Source organism: Streptomyces sp. NBC_00209 (assembly GCF_045206345.1).
GTDB lineage: Bacteria > Actinomycetota > Actinomycetes > Streptomycetales > Streptomycetaceae > Streptomyces.
This window is the reverse complement of sequence record NZ_CP108121.1, coordinates 1,593,954-1,615,988: the sequence shown is the minus strand read 5'-3', so window position 1 is coordinate 1,615,988 and position 22,035 is coordinate 1,593,954. Positions and strand designations below refer to the sequence as shown.

16 protein-coding genes and 1 pseudogene are annotated in these 22,035 nt (G+C 73.2%); 10 read left to right on the top strand and 7 right to left on the bottom strand.

From position 1 onward, the window contains the following. Positions 1-73 precede the first annotated feature (73 nt). Positions 74-1,255, bottom strand: coding sequence for a hypothetical protein (locus tag OG867_RS06930; RefSeq protein WP_328902655.1), 1,182 nt, complete (start codon positions 1,253-1,255; stop codon positions 74-76). Further along, positions 1,237-1,890 (bottom strand): annotated as a pseudogene (locus OG867_RS06925) (ABC transporter ATP-binding protein); the annotation flags it as partial. The gene OG867_RS06930 and the pseudogene OG867_RS06925, both read right to left, overlap by 19 nt. Positions 1,891-2,241: 351 nt before the next feature. Here OG867_RS06925 and OG867_RS06920 point away from each other — a divergent pair. Both OG867_RS06920 and OG867_RS06915 read left to right on the top strand, forming a co-directional pair. Then, positions 2,242-3,681 carry a gamma-aminobutyraldehyde dehydrogenase gene (locus OG867_RS06920; RefSeq protein ID WP_406283630.1) on the top strand — a complete coding sequence of 480 codons (1,440 nt, stop codon included), beginning with the start codon at positions 2,242-2,244 and terminating at the stop codon, positions 3,679-3,681. 115 nt (positions 3,682-3,796) lie between these two features. Then, entirely contained in the window at positions 3,797-4,327 is a 531-nt protein-coding gene (locus OG867_RS06915) for a hypothetical protein (RefSeq protein WP_406283628.1), read from the top strand. A gap of 18 nt (positions 4,328-4,345) precedes the next feature. Here OG867_RS06915 and OG867_RS06910 read toward each other — a convergent pair whose 3' ends face one another. Both OG867_RS06910 and OG867_RS06905 read right to left on the bottom strand, forming a co-directional pair. Continuing rightward, a complete protein-coding gene (locus OG867_RS06910) occupies positions 4,346-5,047 on the bottom strand; it encodes a glycerophosphodiester phosphodiesterase (RefSeq protein WP_328902659.1) in 702 nt (233 codons plus the stop codon). 24 nt (positions 5,048-5,071) lie between these two features. Next, positions 5,072-6,106 carry an adenosine deaminase gene (locus OG867_RS06905; RefSeq protein ID WP_328902660.1) on the bottom strand — a complete coding sequence of 345 codons (1,035 nt, stop codon included), beginning with the start codon at positions 6,104-6,106 and terminating at the stop codon, positions 5,072-5,074. Positions 6,107-6,367: 261 nt separating this feature from the next. Between OG867_RS06905 and OG867_RS06900 the strand changes: the two genes are divergently transcribed. Further along, on the top strand, positions 6,368-7,174 hold the full coding sequence (locus tag OG867_RS06900; RefSeq protein ID WP_406290805.1) for a DUF4190 domain-containing protein: 807 nt from the start codon (positions 6,368-6,370) through the stop codon (positions 7,172-7,174). A 62-nt stretch (positions 7,175-7,236) separates the two neighbouring features. On the opposite strand, the gene OG867_RS06895 is transcribed toward OG867_RS06900, so the two are convergent. After that, positions 7,237-7,806, bottom strand: a complete 570-nt coding sequence (locus tag OG867_RS06895) for an NADAR family protein (RefSeq protein WP_406290803.1) — start codon at positions 7,804-7,806, stop codon at positions 7,237-7,239. Positions 7,807-7,973: 167 nt separating this feature from the next. Here OG867_RS06895 and OG867_RS06890 point away from each other — a divergent pair, with 167 nt between their 5' ends. Both OG867_RS06890 and OG867_RS06885 read left to right on the top strand, forming a co-directional pair. After that, on the top strand, positions 7,974-8,432 hold the full coding sequence (locus OG867_RS06890) for a hypothetical protein (RefSeq protein WP_406283626.1): 459 nt from the start codon (positions 7,974-7,976) through the stop codon (positions 8,430-8,432). A gap of 100 nt (positions 8,433-8,532) precedes the next feature. Further along, positions 8,533-10,356: a chitinase gene (locus OG867_RS06885; RefSeq protein WP_406283624.1), complete on the top strand. Its 1,824-nt coding sequence runs from the start codon at positions 8,533-8,535 to the stop codon at positions 10,354-10,356. Here OG867_RS06885 and OG867_RS06880 read toward each other — a convergent pair. Together OG867_RS06880 and gabT are read right to left on the bottom strand one after the other, a co-directional pair. Further along, a complete protein-coding gene (locus tag OG867_RS06880; protein ID WP_406283622.1) occupies positions 10,310-11,128 on the bottom strand; it encodes a phosphatase PAP2 family protein in 819 nt (272 codons plus the stop codon). The two genes, OG867_RS06885 and OG867_RS06880, sit on opposite strands and share 47 nt — an antisense overlap. A 102-nt stretch (positions 11,129-11,230) precedes the next feature. Beyond that, entirely contained in the window at positions 11,231-12,571 is a 1,341-nt protein-coding gene (gene gabT, locus OG867_RS06875; RefSeq protein ID WP_328902665.1) for a 4-aminobutyrate--2-oxoglutarate transaminase, read from the bottom strand. 248 nt (positions 12,572-12,819) lie between these two features. Between gabT and OG867_RS06870 the strand changes: the two genes are divergently transcribed. The 5 genes from OG867_RS06870 (at position 12,820) to aroA (ending at position 22,028) form a co-directional block, all read left to right on the top strand. Beyond that, the gene (locus OG867_RS06870; RefSeq protein ID WP_405900171.1) at positions 12,820-15,255 is read left to right on the top strand and encodes an ATP/GTP-binding protein; all 2,436 of its coding nucleotides are present in this window, start codon (positions 12,820-12,822) and stop codon (positions 15,253-15,255) included. A gap of 131 nt (positions 15,256-15,386) precedes the next feature. Continuing rightward, on the top strand, positions 15,387-16,955 hold the full coding sequence (locus OG867_RS06865; protein WP_406283619.1) for a PucR family transcriptional regulator: 1,569 nt from the start codon (positions 15,387-15,389) through the stop codon (positions 16,953-16,955). 143 nt (positions 16,956-17,098) lie between these two features. Then, entirely contained in the window at positions 17,099-18,544 is a 1,446-nt protein-coding gene (locus OG867_RS06860) for an aldehyde dehydrogenase family protein (protein ID WP_406283617.1), read from the top strand. 202 nt (positions 18,545-18,746) lie between these two features. Then, positions 18,747-20,693, top strand: a complete 1,947-nt coding sequence (locus OG867_RS06855; RefSeq protein ID WP_406283615.1) for an acyl-CoA dehydrogenase family protein — start codon at positions 18,747-18,749, stop codon at positions 20,691-20,693. A gap of 99 nt (positions 20,694-20,792) precedes the next feature. After that, positions 20,793-22,028, top strand: coding sequence for a 3-phosphoshikimate 1-carboxyvinyltransferase (gene aroA, locus OG867_RS06850; protein WP_406283613.1), 1,236 nt, complete (start codon positions 20,793-20,795; stop codon positions 22,026-22,028). Positions 22,029-22,035 lie beyond the last annotated feature (7 nt).

Genomic DNA, 22,035 nt, shown 5'->3' with positions numbered 1-22,035 from the left:
GCACGCACCCGGAAACGCGCGAAACCGGCCGGGCAAGGGGCCCGGCCGGTCCGGTGGTCGCGTCGAGCCGCGCTCAGGGGGTCAGCGGCAGCGCGGCCAGTTCGGCGATCGCCCAGGTGAGCGGGGCGAAGAGGACCAGCAGCGCCACCGCGCGCAACGCGGTCGCCGCGCGCAGCGCCGAGGCCGGGGCCCCCAGCCGCAGCAGCGCCCTGGCCGTCTCGGCGCGGGCCTGGCGGGCCTCCAGGGCCGAGGTCAGCAGCGTCGCGGTGGTGCAGCCGACGACGAGCACCGCTCCCAGCGCGGTGAGCGGTCCGAACGGCCGGGGCCCGGTCCCGTACAGTGCGAAGGCGGCGATGACCGCCGACAGGACCGCGCAGACGATGCCGAGCGGGCGGCCGATCCGGCGCGCCTCGTCCATCAGGACCCGGCCGGCCAGCAGGCGTACGGCCCCGGGCCGGGCCGTCTGGAGCAGCTTGCCGCACAGATAGGTCAGGCCGGGGCCCGCCGCGGCCAGGCCGATCGCCGTGAGCGTCCAGCCGACGAGCACCCAGGCCGGGGTGGAGTCCAGCTTGCCCGGGAGCGGGAAGGGGCTGCCGGGCGTGCCCCGGCTCGCGTACGCCTCGACGGCGAGACCGGCGGCGGTCAGGGCCACCCCCCAGGGCAGCCCGCCCGGCGGCGCGGCGGGGGCGGGGATCTCCTCGGCGGGCACCAGGTCGCCGCCGTCGTCCGTGTCGCGCGCCGCCCCCGCGGGGCGGCCGCGCAGCGCCAGGGCACTGCCCGTCGCGGCCGCCACCGGCACCAGGGCCAGCAGGACCAGCACGGCGGCGATGGGCAGCGACGCGTCCGCGCCGAGCAGGTCGGCGGCGGCACCGTCGAACGGCAGCCCGGACAGGTCACCGCGCAGATGCAGGAAGAACAGCAGCGCGACCGCGGAGCCGAGGGTGCAGGAGACGGCGGTGGAGACCGCGGCGAGCACGCTGAGCTTCACCGGGCCGAGGCCCACGGCGGACAGCCCGCCGCGCGGCCGGGTGCTCGGGTCCGTGCGGGCCACCGCGACGGCGAACTGCACGGTGGCCGCCAGCGGGACGAAGCACCACAGCAGCCGCAGTACCGCCCCCGCCGAGTGCGGGTGCGCGGCGGTGTAGCCGAGGGTGCACAGCAGGAGGAAGCCGACCCCGGCGGAGGCGGCCGCGACCAGCAGCCGGCGCAGCAGGACCAGTGGATGGGAACCGCGGGCTAGACGGAGAGCGAGCACGCCGCGCGCCCCTCCGGATCGGCTTCGGCGGGCAGGCCGACGGTGGAGACCCGGCGCCCGTCGAGCAGCGGCACCACACGGTCGGCGAGCGCGGCGATCTCGGTGTCGTGCGTGGCGAGCACCACCGTGATCCCGTGCGAGCGGGCGGCACTGGTCAGGGTCCGCAGGACGTGCGTGCGGTCCGTGCGGTGCAGCGTCGCGGTCGGCTCGTCGGCGAAGATCACCGAGGGCCCGGTGGCCAGCGCGCGGGCCACGGCGATCCGCTGCCGCTGGCTCTGCTGGAGGGTGTGCGGGCGCTTCTTGGCGCACGGGCCGATGTCCAGGCGCTCCAGCCACTCCATGGCGGCCTTCCTGGCCTCCCGGTGCGAGGCGCCGCGCAGCAGGAGCGGCAGGGCGGTGTTCTCCCAGGTGTTCAGCTCCGGGACGAGCTGCGGCTCGGGAGCGATCCAGCCGAACTTGTCGCGGCGCAGTCGCTCGCGCAGCCTCGGCCCCATCGTGTGCACGGGCACGCTGTTGAACCAGACCTCGCCCTGCTCGGGCACCAGCTGGCCGGAGAGGCAGTGCAGCAGAGTCGTCTTGCCGCTGCCGCGCGGACCGGTCACCGCGAGGATCTCGCCGTCGCGGATGCCCAGGGAGACCCCGCCGAGCGCGGGTGAGCCGTTGTGGGAGTGCTGCAGGGAACGCGCCCAGATCACATCGTTGTCCGGCGGGGCCACCATGGCGTACACCTCGGTTCAGATCAGATATCCCGTCCCCCGTACGGGGGAACGAAGAGAGGGCCGATCGGTCACTCGGCACCGTAAGGATTCGGATCGCGGTGAACGGACAGCACACGGCCCGGGCCCGCCTCTTCCCACTCGATCGGCCGCATCCGGGCCGCTCCGGACCCGGGGGAATTTCACGACGGGCCCTTGCCCGGCACAGCACACCGGTGCCCGACTACGCTGGTCGTCTCACCCATTGGACATACACGAGGAGGGGTGGCCGTGACCGCCGAGGTACGCCGTCTGCGCAACTACATCAACGGGGAGTTCCGGGACGCCGCCGACGGGCGGACGATCGACGTGGTCAACCCGGTGACCGAGGAGGTCTACGCGACCTCGCCGCTCTCCGGACCCGCCGACGTCGACGCCGCGATGGCCGCCGCCGCGGCCGCGTTCCCCGCCTGGCGCGACGCCACACCGGCCGAGCGCCAGCGCGCCCTGCTCAAGATCGCGGACGCGTTCGAGGAGCGGGCCGAGGACCTCATCGCCGCCGAGTCCGAGAACACCGGCAAGCCGATCGGGCTGACCCGCACCGAAGAGATCCCGCCGATGGTGGACCAGATCCGCTTCTTCGCGGGCGCCGCCCGGCTCCTGGAGGGGCGCTCGGCCGGTGAGTACATGGAGGGGCTGACCTCCATCGTGCGCCGCGAGCCGGTCGGCGTCTGCGCGCAGGTCGCGCCGTGGAACTACCCGATGATGATGGCCGTCTGGAAGTTCGCCCCGGCGCTCGCCGCGGGCAACACCGTCGTCATCAAGCCGTCCGACACCACGCCCGCCTCGACCGTGCTGATCGCCGAGATCATCGGGCGGATCCTGCCCAAGGGCGTCTTCAACGTCATCTGCGGCGACCGCGACACCGGCCGCGCGATGGTCGAGCACCGGACCCCGGCGATGGCCTCCATCACCGGCTCGGTGCGGGCCGGCATGCAGGTCGCCGAGTCGGCCGCCAAGGACGTCAAACGGGTCCACCTGGAGCTCGGCGGCAAGGCGCCCGTCGTCGTCTTCGAGGACACCGACCTCGCCAAGGCCGTCGAGGACATCTCGGTCGCGGGTTACTTCAACGCCGGCCAGGACTGCACGGCCGCCACGCGCGTGCTGGTCCACGAGTCCATCCACGACGAGTTCGTCACCGCGCTCGCCAAGGCCGCCGCCGACACGAAGACCGGCCTGCCGGACGACGAGGACGTGCTCTACGGCCCGCTCAACAACGCCAACCAGCTGGCCCAGGTCAGCGGCTTCATCGAGCGCCTTCCCGCCCACGCCCGGGTCGAAGCGGGCGGCCACCGGGTCGGTGACAAGGGCTACTTCTACGCCCCGACCGTCGTCTCCGGGCTCAAGCAGGACGACGAGATCATCCAGCACGAGGTCTTCGGCCCGGTCATCACCGTCCAGTCGTTCCGCGACGAGGCGCAGGCCGTGGAGTGGGCGAACGGCGTCGAGTACGCCCTGGCCTCCTCGGTGTGGACCAAGGACCACGCGCGCGCCATGCGGATGTCCAAGAACCTGGACTTCGGCTGCGTCTGGATCAACACCCACATCCCGCTGGTCGCCGAGATGCCGCACGGCGGTTTCAAGAAGTCCGGCTACGGCAAGGACCTCTCGGCCTACGGCTTCGAGGACTACACGCGCATCAAGCACGTGATGACGTCCATCGAGGGCTGAGCGACCACCTCCGCGCCCCCGTGTGAACCGGCCGGTTCACACGGGGGCGCGGCTCTTGCGGCCCTATACCGGGGGTGGCGTAAAGAGCCGGTAAATGCGGGCGTACGCTGCGGACATGAGCGAGCGAAACGCCCTGCGAAGGCGTATACGCGTGTGGTTGGTCGTCTTCATCGTCTGTCTGGTTCTGAGCGGGCTGACCGCCTTCCCGCTCGTCCACGAACTGCGCTGGACCGAGGATCTGCTGACGTCCTCGGCCTCTCCCGTCCCCGAGCACTTCCCGGCTCTGCTGGAGTGGATCACCCGAGTCCGCACCGGCCTGGACGAGGCCGACGCCCGGTATCCCTTCGTGCTGTACGGCACCGACTGGCTGGCCTTCGCCCACCTGGTCATCGCGGTCGCCTTCTACGGGCCCTACCGCGACCCGGTCCGCAACATCTGGGTGATCGAGTTCGGCATGATCGCCTGCGCCGGGATCATCCCGCTCGCGCTGATCTGCGGCCCGATCCGCGACATCCCGTTCTGGTGGTCGATCATCGACATGTCGTTCGGCGTCTTCGGGGTGATCCCGCTGCTGATCGTGCACCGCAAGATCAAGCGCCTGGAAGCCCTGGAACGCGTGCCGGAGCCGGAGCCGGTGACCGTCTGACGGCTTTACGGGGCCGGGTCACCCGGCCCCGTGCCGGTCGAGCAGCTTGCGGAGCACGTCGATCCGGTTGGTGGTGACCGAGTCCACGCCGTGCGCGAGCAGTCGGCGCATCGTCCGGCCGGTGTCGGCGGTCCAGGCCGAGACCAGCAGCCCGTCGCGGTGGTTGCGGTCCGTCAGCTCCCGGCTGACCAGCCCGAACCGGTAGTTCAGCCAGCGCGGTCGGACCGCGTCGAGCAGCGCCGCACGCGGGGGAGCGAGCGTCGTCCAGGTCATCGCGATCTCGGCGGACGGGTCGGCCGCCCGCACCCGCAGCATCGCCTCGGGCCCCGCGCAGTAGTACACGCGCTCGCCGGCGCCGCACTCCCGCACCACACCCACCGTGCGCTTCACCGACTCCGGCGTGGAGCCCGGCAGGTCGATCATCACGCGGTGCGTGCCGACGGCGAGCAGCGCCTCGCGCAGCGTCGGCACCCCGCCCGCCGTCAGCTCGGTCAGCTCCTGGTGGCTGAGCCGGTCCAGCCGCAGGTCATGGCCCCACAGCCGGTCCAGCGTGGCGTCGTGCAGCAGGACCGGCACCCCGTCCCGGGTGACCCGGACGTCGATCTCCACCGCGTCCGCCCCGCGTTCGAGCGCGGAGCGGATCGAGGAGAGGGTGTTCTCACGGGCGCGGTACGGATCGCCGCGATGCGCGACGGCGGTGACAGGCGTGGGCGTGGGCATGGGGCCATTGTCACCGCCGGCACGTCAGCGTCCGGCGCGGGTCAGCCAGTTGGCGGTGTACGTGTCGATCTCGTCGGACAGCGTCCGCTTGCCGGCCGGGTCCAGGAAGGACGCCTCGACGGCGTTCTTCGCGAGCGCGGCCACACCGTGTTCGTCCAGACCGAGAATGCGGGCGGCCACCGCGTACTCGTTGTTGAGGTCGGTGCCGAACATGGGCGGGTCGTCGCTGTTGATCGTGACCAGCACCCCGGCCTGGACCATCTCGCGGACCGGGTGCTGCTCGATGTCCTTCACCGCCCGGGTCGCGATGTTGGACGTGGGGCAGACCTCCAGCGCGATGCGCCGCTCGGCGAGGTGGTCGAGCAGCTTGGGGTCGGCGACCGAGCTGGTGCCGTGGCCGATGCGCTCGGCGCGCAGCTCGGTCAGCGCGTCCCAGACGGTCTGCGGGCCCGTGGTCTCCCCGGCGTGCGGGACCGAGTGCAGGCCCTCGGCGATCGCGCGGTCGAAGTAGGGCTTGAACTGCGGGCGGTCCACGCCGATCTCCGGGCCGCCGAGGCCGAACGACACCAGCCCCTCGGGCCGCAGGTCCACCGCGAGCCGGGTGGTCTCCTCGGCGGCCTCCAGACCGGCCTCGCCTGGGATGTCGAAGCACCAGCGCAGTACGACGCCGAGCTCCCGCTCGGCCGCCTTGCGGGCGTCCTCGATCGCCTCCATGAACCCCTGCTCGGGAATGCCGCGCCGGGTCGAGGAGAACGGGGTGACCGTCAGCTCCGCGTACCGGATGTTCTGCCGGGCCATGTCGCGGGCGACCTCGTACGTCAGCAGCCGGACGTCCTCCGGGGTGCGGATCAGGTCCACGACCGACAGGTAGACGTCGATGAAGTGGGCGAAGTCGGTGAAGGTGAAATAGTCGGCCAGCGCCTCGGGGGCGGTGGGGACCTTGGAGTCGGGGTGGTGCGCGGCCAGCTCCGCGACGATGCGGGGGGAGGCCGAACCGACGTGGTGGACATGGAGCTCGGCCTTGGGCAGCCCCGCGATGAAGGGGTGCAGGTCGGTCATCGGGGCCTCCGTGGGCGTGGAGTGTGACGGGCTCCGGTCGTGCGGCGACCGGGGCGGGGGACGGGAGTCATCGTAGGACGGGCCCGTAGCATGACCGCATCACGATGGGGGAGGCCCATGTCAGACACCACAGATCAGCCTGCGGACGGGGCCGCACCGATCGATCCCTGGGCACCGCCGGAGCGGCGCACGCCCCGCGACGACCCGGCTGCTCCGGGCAGCCCCGAGCCCTCGGACAGCCCGGCGCCCCCGGCGAGCCGCGTGCCCCTGGACAAGAAGCCCGGCGCCGGGACCCGCGGCCCCGACGCCCCGGCCGACGGCATACCGGCCGACGGCATATCCGGCGCCCCGCGCCCGCCCGCCGTGCACGACCAGCAGACGGTCACCTCCATGCCGGGCATCGGCACGGGACCGGTCCCGCCCACCGGATTCGGCACCCCGCAGACCGGGCCCGCCGGATGGGCCGCCCCCGGAACCCCCGGCGCCGTGCCCCCGCCGCCCGTCGGGCCGAACGGCCCCGGTCAGGCCGGACCGGGGCCCCAGGACGGCTTCCCGGGCGCCCAGCCGCAGTACGGCTACCCCGGCCCGCAGGCCCCGGGATACGGCTACCCCGGCGCCCAGCCCCCGCAGTTCGGCTACCCCGCCGGGCAGGCGCCGCAGTACGGCTACCCGGGCTACCCCGGCTACGGGAATCCCTGGGGCGGACCGGCACCCGCCAACGAGATGGGCATCGCCGCCCTGGTGCTCGGCATCATCGCGACGGCCGGCTTCTGCATGTACGGCCTGGGCATCATCCTCGGCGTCCTCGCGCTGATCTTCGGCATCATCGGCCGCGGCCGCGCCCAGCGGGGCGAGGCCGACAACGGGGGCGTGGCGCTGGCCGGAATCATCCTCGGCTCCATCGGGATCGTCGTCAGCGCGGCCTTCCTCGGCTTCTTCATCTGGCTCGTGACCAACGACGACTTCGATGACGAGGACAGCGGGTCCGACGACGAGCCCGCGCCCGTCTCCCTCGTCGCCGAGGTGCGCGAGCTTCCGTCGCTGGGCCACTTCTCCGTACGCGCCTGAGCGCACCGGGACCACGGCTCGCGGGGGCGACGGGGACACCTCCGTCGCCCCCGCGAGCCGTCTCATACGGACCCGGGCGCGCCCCGCAGCTCCTCCCGGGCCGCCATCAGCGCGAACCCCAGCAGATTGAGCCCGCGCCACTCCGCCGGGTCCTGGGCGCGCGGGTCGTCCGCCGCGAGCCCGATGCCCCAGATCCGGTCCATGGGGCTCGCCTCCACCAGCACCCGGTCGCCGGTGCGGAGCAGGAACGCGCCCAGCTCCGGGTCCTGGCCGAACTTCTGCACGCTGCCCGTCACCACCAGGCCGTACCGCTCACGCGTCCAGACGGCGTCCTCGAAGCCCCGGACCAGCCGGCCGATCTTCTTCGCCTCGGCGGGGCTCTTCGCCGCCACCGCCCGCTCCGCCGCCTCCGCGTCGCCGAAGAGCCGGGCCTTGCCGGCCATCATCCAGTGCTCCGCCGACGCGTACGTCACGCCGTCGACCGTGAACGGCGAGGGCCACCACTGACTGAGGCAGCTCGCGCCGATGCTGCCGTCCGGGCGCGGCCGGTGCCCCCAGAAGCGCAGGTACGTCACCTTCTCGCCGCGGCCGGCCAGCTCGACGAGGTCCTCGATACTGCGCACGTCCCCCATGTGTTCCATGCTCCGGAGTCTGCCACCCGCCACTGACAACGGTCCGGCGTGACCCAGATCACTACCAATGAGTAGCCGAACCCGCGTCATGGATCGCCGCCAACCCGCTCTCTCCCGTGAACGCGCCCGCCGGCCGGCCGGTGCGACACGGAGTACGGAGGCGAGCCATGAAGGGCTCGGAGGTCAGGGCAGCGGTCGAGTGGCTGGCGTCGGCGGCGCCCGACCCGGTCGCCTGCCGGTGGGACTGGGAGCGCGATCCGCGGGGGATCGCGCTCCTGCCCGCCGGCCGGCGCTGGGACGTACTGATCCTGCCGGGGGAGCTGGGCTACCCCACGCTCGACGTGCTCACCCGGCTCATCGACCGGCCGGGACCGGTCCTCGCGGACTTCGGCGAGTCCCGGATGGGGTTCTTCGTGCCGCCGGGCACCGTCGCCCGCTGGGTCGGCACGGGTATCCGTGGGGCCGGGCGCGGCACCTGGATCGTCGTCCCGCACCCGGGCCGCCCGGCCGGAAAGGTGCGCTGGCTCGTCCCGCCCGACGGCTCGGGAACCCTCACCGACGCCGCCCTCCTGGAGCTCGCGATGCACGAGGCGGCGGCCGGCCCCATGGGTGGAGAGGGAGTCTGACATTGCCAGAGGTCTTGACAACCCGATTGGTCTGGACCATGTTGTGTGCGCCGCACCAATTCCCCGCGCCGCACCAATTCCCCCCTGTACGGAGGCCGTTGTGGAACGCACAAGACCCCCCGCCCGCATGACCGGACTTGTGGCCGCCTTCTCGGCCGCCCTCCTCGCCGCCGGCGGTCTCGCCGCCTCGGCGCCCACCGCCGCCGCGGCCGACGCCGAAGTGGCGAGCAACGGCACCTTCGAGGCCGGGCTGTCCGGCTGGAACTGCTCCGGCGGCAGCGGAGCGGCCGTCAGCTCCCCCGTACACGGCGGGACCTCGGCGCTGAAAGCCACCCCGGCCGGCAGTGACAACGCGCAGTGCTCCCAGTCCGTGAAGGTCAAGCCCGGCTCCACGTACACGCTGAGCGCCTGGGTGCAGGGCAGTTACGTCTACCTCGGCGCCTCGGGCACCGGCACGACGGACGTCTCCACCTGGACGCAGTCCGCGCCCGGCTGGCAGAAACTCACGACCACCTTCACGACCGGGCCGTCCACCACCTCGGTCGGCGTCTACACGCACGGCTGGTACGGCACCCCGGCCTACTACGCCGACGACATCAGCCTCATCGGCCCCGGCGGCGACCCGGTCGTGCTCCCCTCCGCCCCCACGGCCCTCAAGGCCGGGACGGTCACCTCCTCCTCGGTCGCCCTGTCCTGGACCGGCTCCTCCGGGGCCACCGGCTACAACGTCTACCGGGGCGGAACCAAGGTCCAGAGCGTCACCGGGACCTCGGCGACCGTGACGGGGCTCAGCGCCTCCACCGCGTACAGCTTCCAGGTCAGCGCCGTCAACGAGGCGGGCGAGTCCGCCAAGTCGGCCGCGGTCCCGGCGACCACCGGCAAGGGCAGCGAAGGCGGTACCGGTACCCAGCTGCCCGCCCACGCGCTCGTCGGCTATCTGCACGCCAGCTTCGCCAACGGCTCCGGCTACACGCGCATGGCGGACGTGCCCGACTCCTGGGACGTCATCGACCTGGCCTTCGGCGAGCCGACCTCCGTCACCTCGGGGGACATCCGCTTCAAGCTCTGCCCGGTCACCGAGTGCCCGAACGTCGAGTCGGAGGCCGAGTTCAAGGCGGCCATCAAGGCCAAGCAGGCCGCCGGCAAGAAGGTGCTGATCTCCATCGGCGGCCAGAACGGCCAGGTGCAGCTCGCCACCGCCGCCGCCCGGGACATGTTCGTCTCCTCGGTGAGCAAGATCATCGACGAGTACGGCCTCGACGGACTGGACATCGACTTCGAGGGCCACTCGCTCTCGCTGAACACCGGGGACACCGACTTCCGGAACCCCACCACCCCGGTGATCGTCAACCTGATCTCGGCGGTGAAGACCCTCAAGGCCAAGTACGGCGAGAAGTTCGTCCTCACCATGGCCCCGGAGACCTTCTTCGTGCAGCTCGGGTACCAGTACTACGGCTCCGGCCCCTGGGGCGGCCAGGACCCGCGCGCCGGTGCCTACCTGCCGGTGATCCACGCGCTGCGCGACGACCTCACCCTGCTGCACGTCCAGGACTACAACTCGGGCTCCATCATGGGGCTGGACAACCAGTACCACTCCATGGGCGGCGCCGACTTCCACATCGCGATGACCGACATGCTGATGGCCGGCTTCCCCGTCGCCGGTGACCAGACGAAGGTCTTCCCCGGCCTGCGGCCCGACCAGATCGCGATCGGCCTCCCGGCCTCCACCCAGGCGGGCAACGGACACACCTCGCCCGCCGAGGTCTCCAAGGCGCTCAACTGCCTCACCAAGAAGACCGACTGCGGCTCCTACGCCACCCACGGCACCTGGTCGGGCCTGCGCGGCCTGATGACCTGGTCCGTCAACTGGGACCGCTTCAACAACTGGGAGTTCTCGAAGAACTTCGACGCCTACTTCGGCTGAGCACCCCGTACAACAGCAGGAGCAGCGGCCCGCACAGGAACCAGCTGCCCAGCACATCCAGCGGCCAGTGATAGCCGCGGAGCACCAGACCGATGCCCGTCGTCGCCGTCAGCAGGACGGCGGCGACGGGCATCATCCACGCGTGCCGCCCCCGGCCGGCGAGCAGCAGCGCCGAAGCCCCGTACGCCACCACCGCCGTCGCCGCGTGCCCCGACGGGTAGTAGCCGGTGGCCTCCGTCAGCGGCCCGGGCCGGGCGATCCAGTCCTTCAGCGGTACGACGAGCAGGGGTACCGCCGCCATCGTGAGGGCCGCGCCCAGCGCCTCCCGCCGCCGTCCACGCAGCACCGACCAGCCGATCGCACAGGCCAGCACCGGAAGGGCGACCTGCGCATTGCCGAGATCGGCGAGGAATTCGGTGAGCCACCGGGGGCCGTGGCCGACGAGGGTCCGCCCGGCGCGCTCGTCCAGGCCGCGCAGCGGGCCGTCGGCGGCGATCTGCCAGGTGGTCAGCGCGAAGAGGGCCGACAGACCCGACACCAGGGAGAAGAAAAAAGCCGTCCGCCCCGGAACTGGGGGGGTTGTTCCGGAGCGGACGAGTGGACCGGTTTGCCGCGCGCCCCGGGGGGTGTGGGGCGAGCGGCCATCCGATCGGTGAGGAGTTCCGGAGCGTGATGCCCCAGTGGTGTGCGCGAAGGCACGCCCGGGACGGTGCCGAGGAAGCTCCGACCCGGATTCACCCGCAGTCCCCTGCGGGCGGGGTGTTTCTCTCATCTGCGGAAACCGTACGTCAGGGGACGGGGGACCGATAGCGGGTACGGTATCCCGCCATCGGCCCCCCACCTTTTCTTCACAGGCCCGCACGCGATCCGGGGCTCAGATGCCCGCGAAGGCGCCCTCCAGGACGTCCAGGCCCTCGTTCAGCAGGTCCTCGCCGATCACCAGCGGCGGCAGGAAGCGCAGGACGTTGCCGTACGTGCCGCAGGTCAGGACGAGGACGCCCTCGGCGTGGCACGCCTTCGCGAGCCGCGTCGCCGCCTCCGGGTGCGGGTCCTTCGTGCCCGGCTGCACCAGCTCGATCGCGATCATCGCGCCGCGGCCCCGGATGTCACCGATCAGCCCGCCGTTCGGCAGCTTCGCGCGCATCGCTTCGAGACGGCCCTTCATGACCTCCTCGACGCGCTTCGCCTTCTTGTTCAGGTCCAGCTCGCGCATCGTCTCGATGGCCCCGAGGGCGCCCGCGCAGGCGACCGGGTTGCCGCCGTACGTACCGCCGAGGCCGCCCGCGTGCGCCGCGTCCATGATCTCGGCGCGGCCGGTCACGGCCGACAGCGGAAGACCGCCCGCGATGCCCTTGGCCGTGGTGATCAGGTCCGGGACGATGCCCTCGTCCTCACAGGCGAACCACTGGCCGGTCCGGCAGAAGCCCGACTGGATCTCGTCGGCCACGAAGACGATGCCGTTGTCCTTGGCGAACCGCTCGATCGCCGGCAGGAAGCCCTTGGCCGGCTCGATGAAGCCGCCCTCGCCCAGCACCGGCTCGATGATGATCGCGGCGACGTTCTCCGCGCCGATCTGCTTGGTGATCTGGTCGATGGCCTGGGCGGACGCCTCCGCGCCGGCGTTCTCGGCGCCGGTCGGCCAGCGGTAGCCGTACGCCACCGGCACCCGGTACACCTCGGGCGCGAACGGGCCGAAGCCCTGCTTGTACGGCATGTTCTTGGCGGTCAGCGCCATCGTGAGGTTCGTCCGGCCGTGGTAGCCGTGGTCGAACACGACGACCGCGGTGCGCTTGGTGTACGCCCGGGCGATCTTCACCGCGTTCTCGACGGCCTCGGCGCCCGAGTTGAACAGCGCGGACTTCTTCGCGTGGTCGCCCGGGGTCAGCTCCGCGAGCCGCTCGCAGACCTCCACGTACCCCTCGTACGGCGTGACCATGAAACAGGTGTGGGTGAAGTCCGCGAGCTGCGCGGAGGCCCGGCGCACGACGGCCTCGGCGGAGGCGCCGACCGAGGTCACCGCGATCCCGGAACCGAAGTCGATCAGCCGGTTGCCGTCCACGTCCTCGATGATCCCGCCGCCCGCCCGCGCGGTGAACACCGGCAGCGTGGAGCCCACACCGGCGGCGACCGCCGCGAGCCGGCGGTCTTGCAGCTCGACCGACTTCGGACCGGGGATGGCGGTGACGAGTCGGCGCTCCTGCGGGATTTCGGTCATGCGGGGCTCCTGGGGGTGTTTCGGACGCTTCTTCGTTGTGCAGGCTAGGCGCGGGACCGAGGGCGGGGCATGCTCCGATCGGTAGTGGTCGCGTACGTGTCGTTGTCCGCGGAGGACAGAAGGCGGCGCGGGGGTACCGGGCGTGATCCCGGCCGTCACTATCCGGGCGCGTTGCTGAACTCACCGTGTGCGCGCACTAGATTGACCGGTGCAGTGACGGACCTGGCTGGTCAAGGGGGCAACGGTTCATGGACAACGACGGTACGCACGGCGCGTGGGACACGCGGGGCGCGCAGCCGCCGGGCGCGCGGGCCGGAGGCTCCGTACCGCGTCCGGCGGGTCCGCCCCCCGCCGCCCCGCCCGCCTACCCGCCCACGGTCCCGCCGCCCGCCCGGCCTCCCGCCGGGCCGGCACCCCTCGCGCACACCCCGGCCCCGGGCACCGCCGCGCCCACCGCCGACTGGTTCAACGCCCCCCGGCCCGAGGCCGGACCCGGCGTCTGGCGGTACGGATTCACGCCCCGGCCCGCCGAGCGCCCGCCGCGCCCCTCACTGGTCGGCCCGGCCGCGACGCTGATCCTCTGGCTGCTGCTGTGGCTGCTGCTCTCGGCGCGCACCATCCCCTACGTGTTCAAGCCGATCGAGATCATCACCGGGCCCAAGTGGTGGGTCCTGGGCGGTCTGCGGGACGACGCGCCGGGCCTGGTGGTCGACTCGACCACCCTGTACTACGAGGTCCTGGTGCTCATTCTGGGCTTCTACGCCGCCCGGCTGGGCGGCTGGGCCCACGTCCTGCGGTACTTCGCCCGCGAGCGGTTCGAACGCGTCAGGCTGACGCTGTCGGTGGCCGCCGCGCTGGTGTTGCTGTGGCTGGCCTGGACCCCGAAGGTGCCGCTGCTGCTCGTGCTCATGGGGTCGGCGCAGGGGTGGCTGCTCAGCGGCGACCGGCTGAAGGCCACCGTGGCCGCCTACACCTGCTACGCGCTGACCACCGCCCTCGTCGTGTGGCCCATCGCCCGGGCCGCGCACTGGGGAGACGCCCTCCGCGACCTGAGGGCCGGACGCGCGCCCACCCGCCCCCAGGGCACGGAAGGCACGGCCACCGCCCCCGCCCCGGCGGACGGCCCCCTGCGGGCCCAGTGGCCCGAGCTGCGGGCCGCCGGCTCCGCCGACGCAGCCGAGGCGCTGACCGCCGCCGTGTACGCGGGCCGGATGAACGACGTGGACTGCGTACGGGTGGGCCACGCCTGGACCGGGGCGCGAGGCCGCCCGGCCTCCTTCACCGAGACCGTGCTCCGCAAGGGCGCCGACGCCTTCCTGCACCCCTCCGGCCTCCGGGACGTGCCCCGGCGCACCGCCACCCACGACCCGCTCACCGGTCAGGTCCGCATCGGGGAGTGCGCCGACGACCCGCGCAACCCCTACCCGCGCCGGGGCTCCGGACTGGCGCTGGACCCCGCGTCGCTCGGCACCTCCCTGCTGGCCGTCGGCCCGCCGGGCTCCGGCAAGACCGAGCGGGTCGTCGGGCCCGTCGTGGAAGCCCTCGCGCTGCGGGCGCTCACCGGCCAGGCCGCGGTGCTCGCCGTCGGCGGGGCGGGCGGCGGGCTCGGCCCGGACGACGCCTACGACGTCGTCATCCGCATCGGCGACCCCGCGTCCCTGCACGACTTCGACCTGTACGGCGGCACCACCGACCCGGACGAGGCCGCGGCGGCCCTCGCCGAGGGGCTGGCCGGGGACATCCCCACCCTGGAGACCCGGCGCGCCGCGACCGTACTCGGCCAGCTGCTCGGCCCGTTCCGCACGGTCCACGGCCGCTTCCCCTCCGTACCCGAACTGCGGGAACTCCTCGAAGGCTCCGCCACCGCGCTCGGCGCCCTGCGTGAGGCCCTGGAGGCCGGGGGACACCAGGCGATGCTGCGCGAGCTGGAGGCCCGGGCCCGCCAGGCGGGCGGTGGCGCCGACCCGGCCGGCGTCCTCGCCGACCGGATCGCCACGCTCGACCGGCCCGCCTTCGCGGGGTTCTTCGCCACCGGCGAGGACGCCCGGCCGTTCTCGCTGCGCTCCCTGGGCCGGCACCCGCTGCGGGTCCGCGTCGACCTGCCGGAGCGGGGCCACGCCGAGGCGTCCCGCATCCTGGCCCGCCTGGTGCTCGCCCAGTTCAACGCCGTCACCGCCGCCCGCACCGACCGCTCGCTGTTCGTCTGCCTCGTCCTGGACGACGCCACCCACGCCGTCACCGCCGACACCGTCCGGGGCATCCGCCGCCTCCGGTCCGTCAACGCGGGGGCGGTCCTCGCCCTGCGCACCCTGGACGACGTGCCGGAGGGGCTGCACACCACGCTGCTCGGGGCGTTCGGCTGCACCATGGTCTTCCCCGGCCTCACCACCTGGGACGGCAAGCGCTTCGCGGAGGCGTGGGGGAAGGAGTGGGTGGAGGTCCGCGAGGTCGCGCAGCACGGCGTCTTCGCCGACCAGCCGCTCACCCGCGCCCTGCACTCCCTGCGCAAGATGGCCACCGGCAAGGCCGTCACCACGGACGCGGTGACCGTACGCCAGGTCGAACGGGAGCGGTGGTCCGCGTCCGGGCTCGCCTACGAACTGCCGCACGGCCACGCGGTGCTCTCCCTGACCAGCGTGGACGGCGAGCACACGCCCCCGCTGCTCGTGCGGCTGGCCGGCTGAGGGCAAGGGGCGGCAGGGGCGCGCGGGACACGAGTGGCAGCGGTGACAGGGACTCTGCCACCCTGGCAGAATCGAAGTGAGCCGTTCATACGGGACGGCGAAATCACCCCCTGCCAAAGGCCCTCACCCCCATGCCGCCCACGCTCGCCTCGCTCGTCCAGCACTCGGCGCTCAAACTCACGGTGCGCGCGGGGGCGGACCGCCTCGGCACACCGGTGCGCTGGGCCCACGCCAGCGAGCTGACCGACCCCGTCCCCTATATGGAGGGCGGCGAACTGCTGCTGGTCACCGCGACCAACCTGGACGCGGAGAACCCGGAGGCGATGGGGCGTTACGTGCGCCGGCTCGCCGACGCCGGGGTCGCCGGGCTCGGCTTCGCCGTCGGAGTCACCTACGACGAGGTGCCCCGGCCCCTGATCGGCGCCGCCGAGGAAGCCGGGCTGCCGCTGCTCGAAGTGCCCCGCCGCACCCCCTTCATCGCCATCGCCAAGGCGGTCTCCTCGCAGATCGCGGCCGACCAGTACCGCGCGGTCACCGCGGGCTTCGAGGCGCAGCGGGAACTCACGAGCGCGGCGCTCGCCGTGGACGGCCCCGCCGCCCTCCTCGCCCGCCTCGCCGCCCACGTCAACGGCTGGGCCGCCCTCTACGACGCCGCCGGGGCCGTCGTCGCCGCCGCCCCCGACTGGGCGGCCCGCCGCGCCGCCCGGCTCACCCCCGAGGTGGAGCGGCTGCGCACCCGCCCCGCCCCGGCGAGCATGGTCGTCGGCGACACCGACGACCGCGTCGAGCTCCAGTCCCTGGGCACCGGCCGCCGGGTCCGCGGCGCCCTCGCCGTCGGCACCGGGGCGGCCCTCGGCACCGCCGAGCGGTACGCCGTGCACTCGGCCGTCGCCCTGCTCACCCTCACCACCGCCCGCTCCCGCGCCCTCCAGGGCGCCGAGCAGCGCCTCGGCGCGGCGGTGCTGCGGATGCTCCTCGCCGGCCAGCCCGACCATGCCCGCGCGGTCGCCGGGGACCTCTACGGCGGACTGCTCGACGCCCCCTTCCGGCTGCTCATCGCCGAGGGCCAGGACCCCTCGGCCACGGCGCTCCTGGCCGATGCCCTCGACACCGCCGCCGACCGGTCCGGGGAGACCCTGCTGATGGTGCCCGAGGGCGGACGCCTCCTGGTGCTGGCCGCCGACGGCGGTGCGGCGGTTGCCGCCTGCCAGGCGTACGCCGAGGCGCAGGACGAGCTCACCCCGCGCGAGCCGGCCGCCGCCCGGGAGACCGATGTCGTGGTGGGCATGTCCGCCCCGGCGGGCCCGGTCGCCGTGTCCGCCGCGTACAAGCAGGCCGAGCAGGCCCTCTCGGTGGCCCGCCGCCGGGGCCGGGCCCTGGTCGAGCACGCGGAGCTGGCCACCGGGTCCGTGCTGCCGCTGCTCGCCGACGACGCGGTGCGGGCCTTCGCGGACGGGATGCTCCGCGCGCTGTACGAGCACGACGCCAAGGGCCGGGGCGATCTGGTCGCCTCCGTACGCGCCTGGCTCTCGCACCACGGCCAGTGGGACGCGGCCGCCGCCGACCTGGGGGTCCACCGGCACACCCTGCGGTACCGGATGCGGCGGGTGGAGGAGATCCTCGGGCGCTCGCTGGACGACCCGGACGTCCGGATGGAGCTCTGGCTCGCCCTGAAGGTCACCACGCCGCCTGCGGCCTGACCGGCTGATCTTCGCGGGTCAGGCCCTGGCCAATAAGGCGCGCCCCGGTCCCGTTCTGCTCCACCCAGGACAAACGCCAGGCGGCCCCGGCGGCCCTACCGTGGGGGCCGACACACCCCACGCCATCGAAGGGCCGGAACCCCATGACCTCCACCCATGCCTTCTGGCTGGCCGGCCGCCAGGCCACCGGCGAGGAAAGCTTCGACGTCACCAACTCCTGGGACGGGCGCCTCGTCGGAACGGTCTCCGTCCCGACCGAGGCCCAGGTCGAGGAGGCCGTCGCCGCCGCGCACGCCGTGCGCGAGGAGTTCGCCGCGACCCCGGCCCACGTCCGCGCCGCCGCGCTCGACCACGTGGCCCGCAGGCTCGCCGAGCGCACCGAGGAGATCGCCCAGCTGATCTCCGCCGAGAACGGCAAGCCCATCAAGTGGGCGCGCGGCGAGGTCGGGCGGGCCGTGTCCGTGTTCCGCTTCGCCTCCGAGGAGGCCCGCCGGTTCAACAGCGGCGAGGCCCAGCGCCTGGACACCGACGCCGGCGGCACCGGCCGGCTCGGCCTCACCCGGCGCTTCCCGCGCGGCACCGTCCTTGGCATCGCGCCCTTCAACTTCCCGCTGAACCTCAGCGCCCACAAGGTCGCCCCGGCCATCGCCGTCGGCGTCCCGATCATCCTCAAGCCCGCCCCGGCCACCCCGGTCTCCTCGCTGGTCCTCGGCGAGCTGCTGGCCGAGACGGACCTGCCCACCGGCTCCTGGTCGGTCCTCACGGTCCCCAACCACCGGATGCCCGCCCTGGTCCAGGACGAGCGGCTGCCCGTGATCTCCTTCACCGGGTCCGCCCCCGTCGGCTACGCGATCATGGACTCGGTGCCCCGTAAGCACTGCACGCTGGAGCTCGGCGGCAACGGCGCCGCCGTCGTCCTCGGCGACTACGCCTCCGACGAGGACCTGGACTGGGCCGCGACCCGCATCGCGACCTTCTCCAACTACCAGGGCGGCCAGTCCTGCATCTCCGTCCAGCGCGTCATCGCCGACGCGGCCGTGTACGACCGGCTGCTGCCCAGGATCGTCGCCGCCGTGGAGGCCCAGGTCACCGGTGACCCGTCCGACCCCACCACCGATGTCGGCCCGCTCGTGGACGAGGCCGCCGCCCGGCGCGTCGAGTCCTGGGTGGACGAGGCCGTCGCGGCGGGCGCCCAGCTCCTCGCGGGTGGCAAGCGCGACGGGTCCACGTACGCCCCGACCGTCCTCGCCGGACTGCCCGACGGCGTCACCCTCGCCACCGAGGAGGTCTTCGGGCCGGTCCTGTCCGTGCAGAAGGTGAACGGCGAGACCGAGGCGTTCGCCGCCGTCAACGCCTCGCAGTACGGGCTCCAGGCAGGCGTGTTCACCCATGACATCCAGGCAGCCTTCCGCGCCCACCGCGCGCTGGAGGTCGGCGGCGTGATCATCGGCGACGTCCCCTCGTACCGCGCCGACCAGATGCCGTACGGCGGAGCCAAGCAGTCCGGCGTGGGCCGCGAGGGCGTCCGCTACGCGATGGACGACTACACCTACGAACGCGTCCTCGTCCTCACCGGCCTCGCGCTCTGACGCGCACGCGGACGCATGCCGCACCCGGCGGCGGGCACTGGAGTGGCGGCCGACCCGATCGGCGCCCCGGGGCTGGTCGGGGTAGCCGGAATCGGGTACATACGGACGAGTAGAACCGGACAGGTACGCACGGGCGGACGGACCCCGCCGCCCGTGCGCCTGCCGGGTCCGCCCACCCGACGACGCGGCGAGGTGAGCCCTCATGTCCGCTCCATCCGCACAACAGCCCACGCCCAAGGTGACCGAACGCGAAGCGCGCCAGGTAGCCGAGGACGCCCGGGAACAGGACTGGCGCAAACCCAGCTTCGCCAAGGAGCTCTTCCTCGGCCGCTTCCGCCTGGACCTGATCCACCCGCACCCGCAGCCCGCCGGCGAGGACGTCCGGCGCGGCGAGGAATTCCTCGCCCGGCTTCGCGAGTTCTGCGAGACCCGGGTCGACAGCGCCCTCATCGAACGCGAGGCGAAGATCCCCGACGAGGTCGTGCGCGGCCTCAAGGAACTCGGCGCGCTCGGCATGAAGATCGACGTCAAGTACGGCGGCCTCGGCCTGACCCAGGTCTACTACAACCGGGCCCTCGCCCTGGCCGGCTCCGCGAGCCCCGCGATCGGCGCGCTGCTCTCCGCCCACCAGTCGATCGGCGTGCCGCAGCCGCTGAAGACCTTCGGCACCCAGGAGCAGAAAAACACCTTCCTGCCCCGGCTCGCCCGGACCGACATCTCGGCGTTCCTCCTCACCGAGCCGGACGTGGGCTCCGACCCCGCGCGGCTCGCCACCACCGCCGTCCGGGACGGGGACGACTACGTCCTCGACGGCGTGAAGCTGTGGACCACCAACGGTGTCGTCGCGGACCTGCTGGTCGTCATGGCCCGCGTACCGAAGTCACCGGAGGGCAAGGGCGGCATCACCGCCTTCGTGGTCGAGGCGGACGCCCCCGGCATCACCGTCGAGCACCGCAACGCCTTCATGGGTCTGCGCGGCATCGAGAACGGCGTCACCCGCTTCCACCAGGTGCGGGTGCCCGCCACCCACCGCATCGGACCCGAGGGCGCGGGGCTCAAGATCGCGCTCACCACGCTCAACACGGGCCGGCTCTCGCTGCCCGCGATGTGCGTCGGCTCCGGCAAGTGGTGCCTGAAGATCGCCCGCGAGTGGTCCGCCGTCCGCGAGCAGTGGGGCAGGCCGGTCGCCCGGCACGAGGCCGTCGGCTCCAAGATCGCCTTCATCGCCGCGACCACCTTCGCCCTGGAAGCCGTGGTCGACCTCGCCTCGCAGATGGCCGACGAGGACCGCAACGACATCCGCATCGAGGCGGCGCTCGCCAAGCTGTACGGCTCCGAGATGGGCTGCCTGATCGCCGACGAACTCGTCCAGATCCGCGGCGGACGCGGCTTCGAGACCGCCGCCTCGCTCGCCGCCCGGGGCGAACGGGCCGTGCCCGCCGAGCAGATGCTCCGCGACATGCGGATCAACCGGATCTTCGAGGGCTCCACGGAGATCATGCACCTGCTGATCGCCCGCGAGGCCGTCGACGCCCACCTCAAGGTCGCCGGCGACATCATCGACCCCGACAAACCGCTCTCCGCCAAGGCGAAGGCGGGCGCCAACGCGGCCGGCTTCTACGCCAAGTGGCTGCCCAAGCTCGTCGCGGGCCCGGGGCAACTTCCCACCACCTACGCCGAGTTCAACCCGGCCGGGCACCCGGACCTGGCCACGCACCTGCGGTACGTCGAACGCGCCTCGCGCAAGCTGGCCCGTTCCACGTTCTACGCGATGTCCCGCTGGCAGGGCCGGATGGAGACCAAACAGGGCTTCCTCGGCCGGATCGTGGACATCGGCGCCGAACTCTTCGCGATGAGCGCCGCCTGCGTCCGCGCCGAGCACCTGCGCGCCACGGACGAGCACGGCCGCGAGGCGTACCAGCTCGCCGACGCCTTCTGCCGCCAGGCCCGCATCCGCGTCGAGGAGCTCTTCACCCGGCTGTGGTCCAACACCGACGACCTGGACCGGCGTGTCGTGGAGGGCGTCCTGTCCGGCACGTACGGCTGGCTGGAGGAGGGCGTGGTCGACCCGAGCGGCGAGGGCCCCTGGATCGCCGACGCCACCCCCGGCCCCTCCGCCGAGGAGAACGTGCACCGCCCGATCCGCTGATCCACCGTTCCGGGCCACCGGGCCACCGGGCACGCGGGGCGCGTCCAGCGACTGGACGCGCCCCGCCGCATGCCCCGGTTCACGGCAGGATGGACGCCCGTGACCGTCATCCACGTCCCCGGCTCCAAGTCCGTCACCGCGCGCGCCCTCTTCCTGGCCGCCGCCGCGAACGGCCGCAGCACGCTCGTACGCCCGCTGCGCTCCGACGACACCGAGGGCTTCGCGGCCGGGCTGACCGCGCTCGGCTACGAGGTCGAGCAGGAGGCGGACGCCTGGCACATCACCGGCCGCCCCGCCGGGCCCGCCGCCACCGAGGCCGACGTCTACTGCCGTGACGGGGCCACCACCGCCCGCTTCCTGCCCACCCTCGCGGCGGCCGGTGCCCGCGGCAGCTACCGCTTCGACGCCTCCGCGCAGATGCGCCGCCGCCCCCTCGCCCCGCTCACCGAGGCGCTGCGCACCCTCGGCGTCGACCTGCGCCACGAGGAGGCCGAGGGCCACCACCCGCTGCGCATCGAGGCCGCCGGTATCAAGGGCGGCGAACTCACCCTGGACGCCGGGCAGTCCAGCCAGTACCTCACCGCACTGCTGATGCTCGGCCCGCTCACCGATACCGGGCTGCGGATCACCGTCACCGACCTCGTCTCCGCGCCCTACATCGAGATCACCCTCGCGATGATGCGCTCCTTCGGCGCCCGGGTCACCCGGAGCGGCCCCGACGGCACCGTCTTCACCGTCGAGCCCGGCGGCTACCGCGCCACCACCTACGCGGTCGAACCCGACGCCTCCACCGCGAGCTACTTCTTCGCCGCCGCCGCCCTCACCGGCCGCGGGATCACCGTGCCCGGACTCGGCGAGGGCGCCCTCCAGGGGGACCTGCGGTTCACCGACGTCCTGCGCCGCATGGGCGCCGACGTCACCATGAGGGACGGCGCCACCACGGTCCGCTCGACCGGCACCCTGAGCGGCCTCACCGTCAACATGCGCGACATCTCCGACACCATGCCCACGCTCGCCGCGATCGCCCCCTTCGCCTCGGGGCCCGTACGCATCGAGGACGTCGGCAACACCCGGGTGAAGGAGTGCGACCGGCTGGAGGCGTGCGCGGACAACCTGCGGCGCATGGGCATCACGGTCACCACGGGCCCCGACTGGATCGAGATCCGGCCCGGCACGCCCGCACCCGTCGAGATCGAGACCCACGGCGACCACCGCATCGTCATGTCCTTCGCCGTCGCCGGCCTGCGCACCCCCGGCATCACGTACGACGACCCCGGCTGCGTACGCAAGACGTTCCCCGGCTTCCACGAGGCGTTCGCCGCCGCCACGGGCTGAGGGGGAA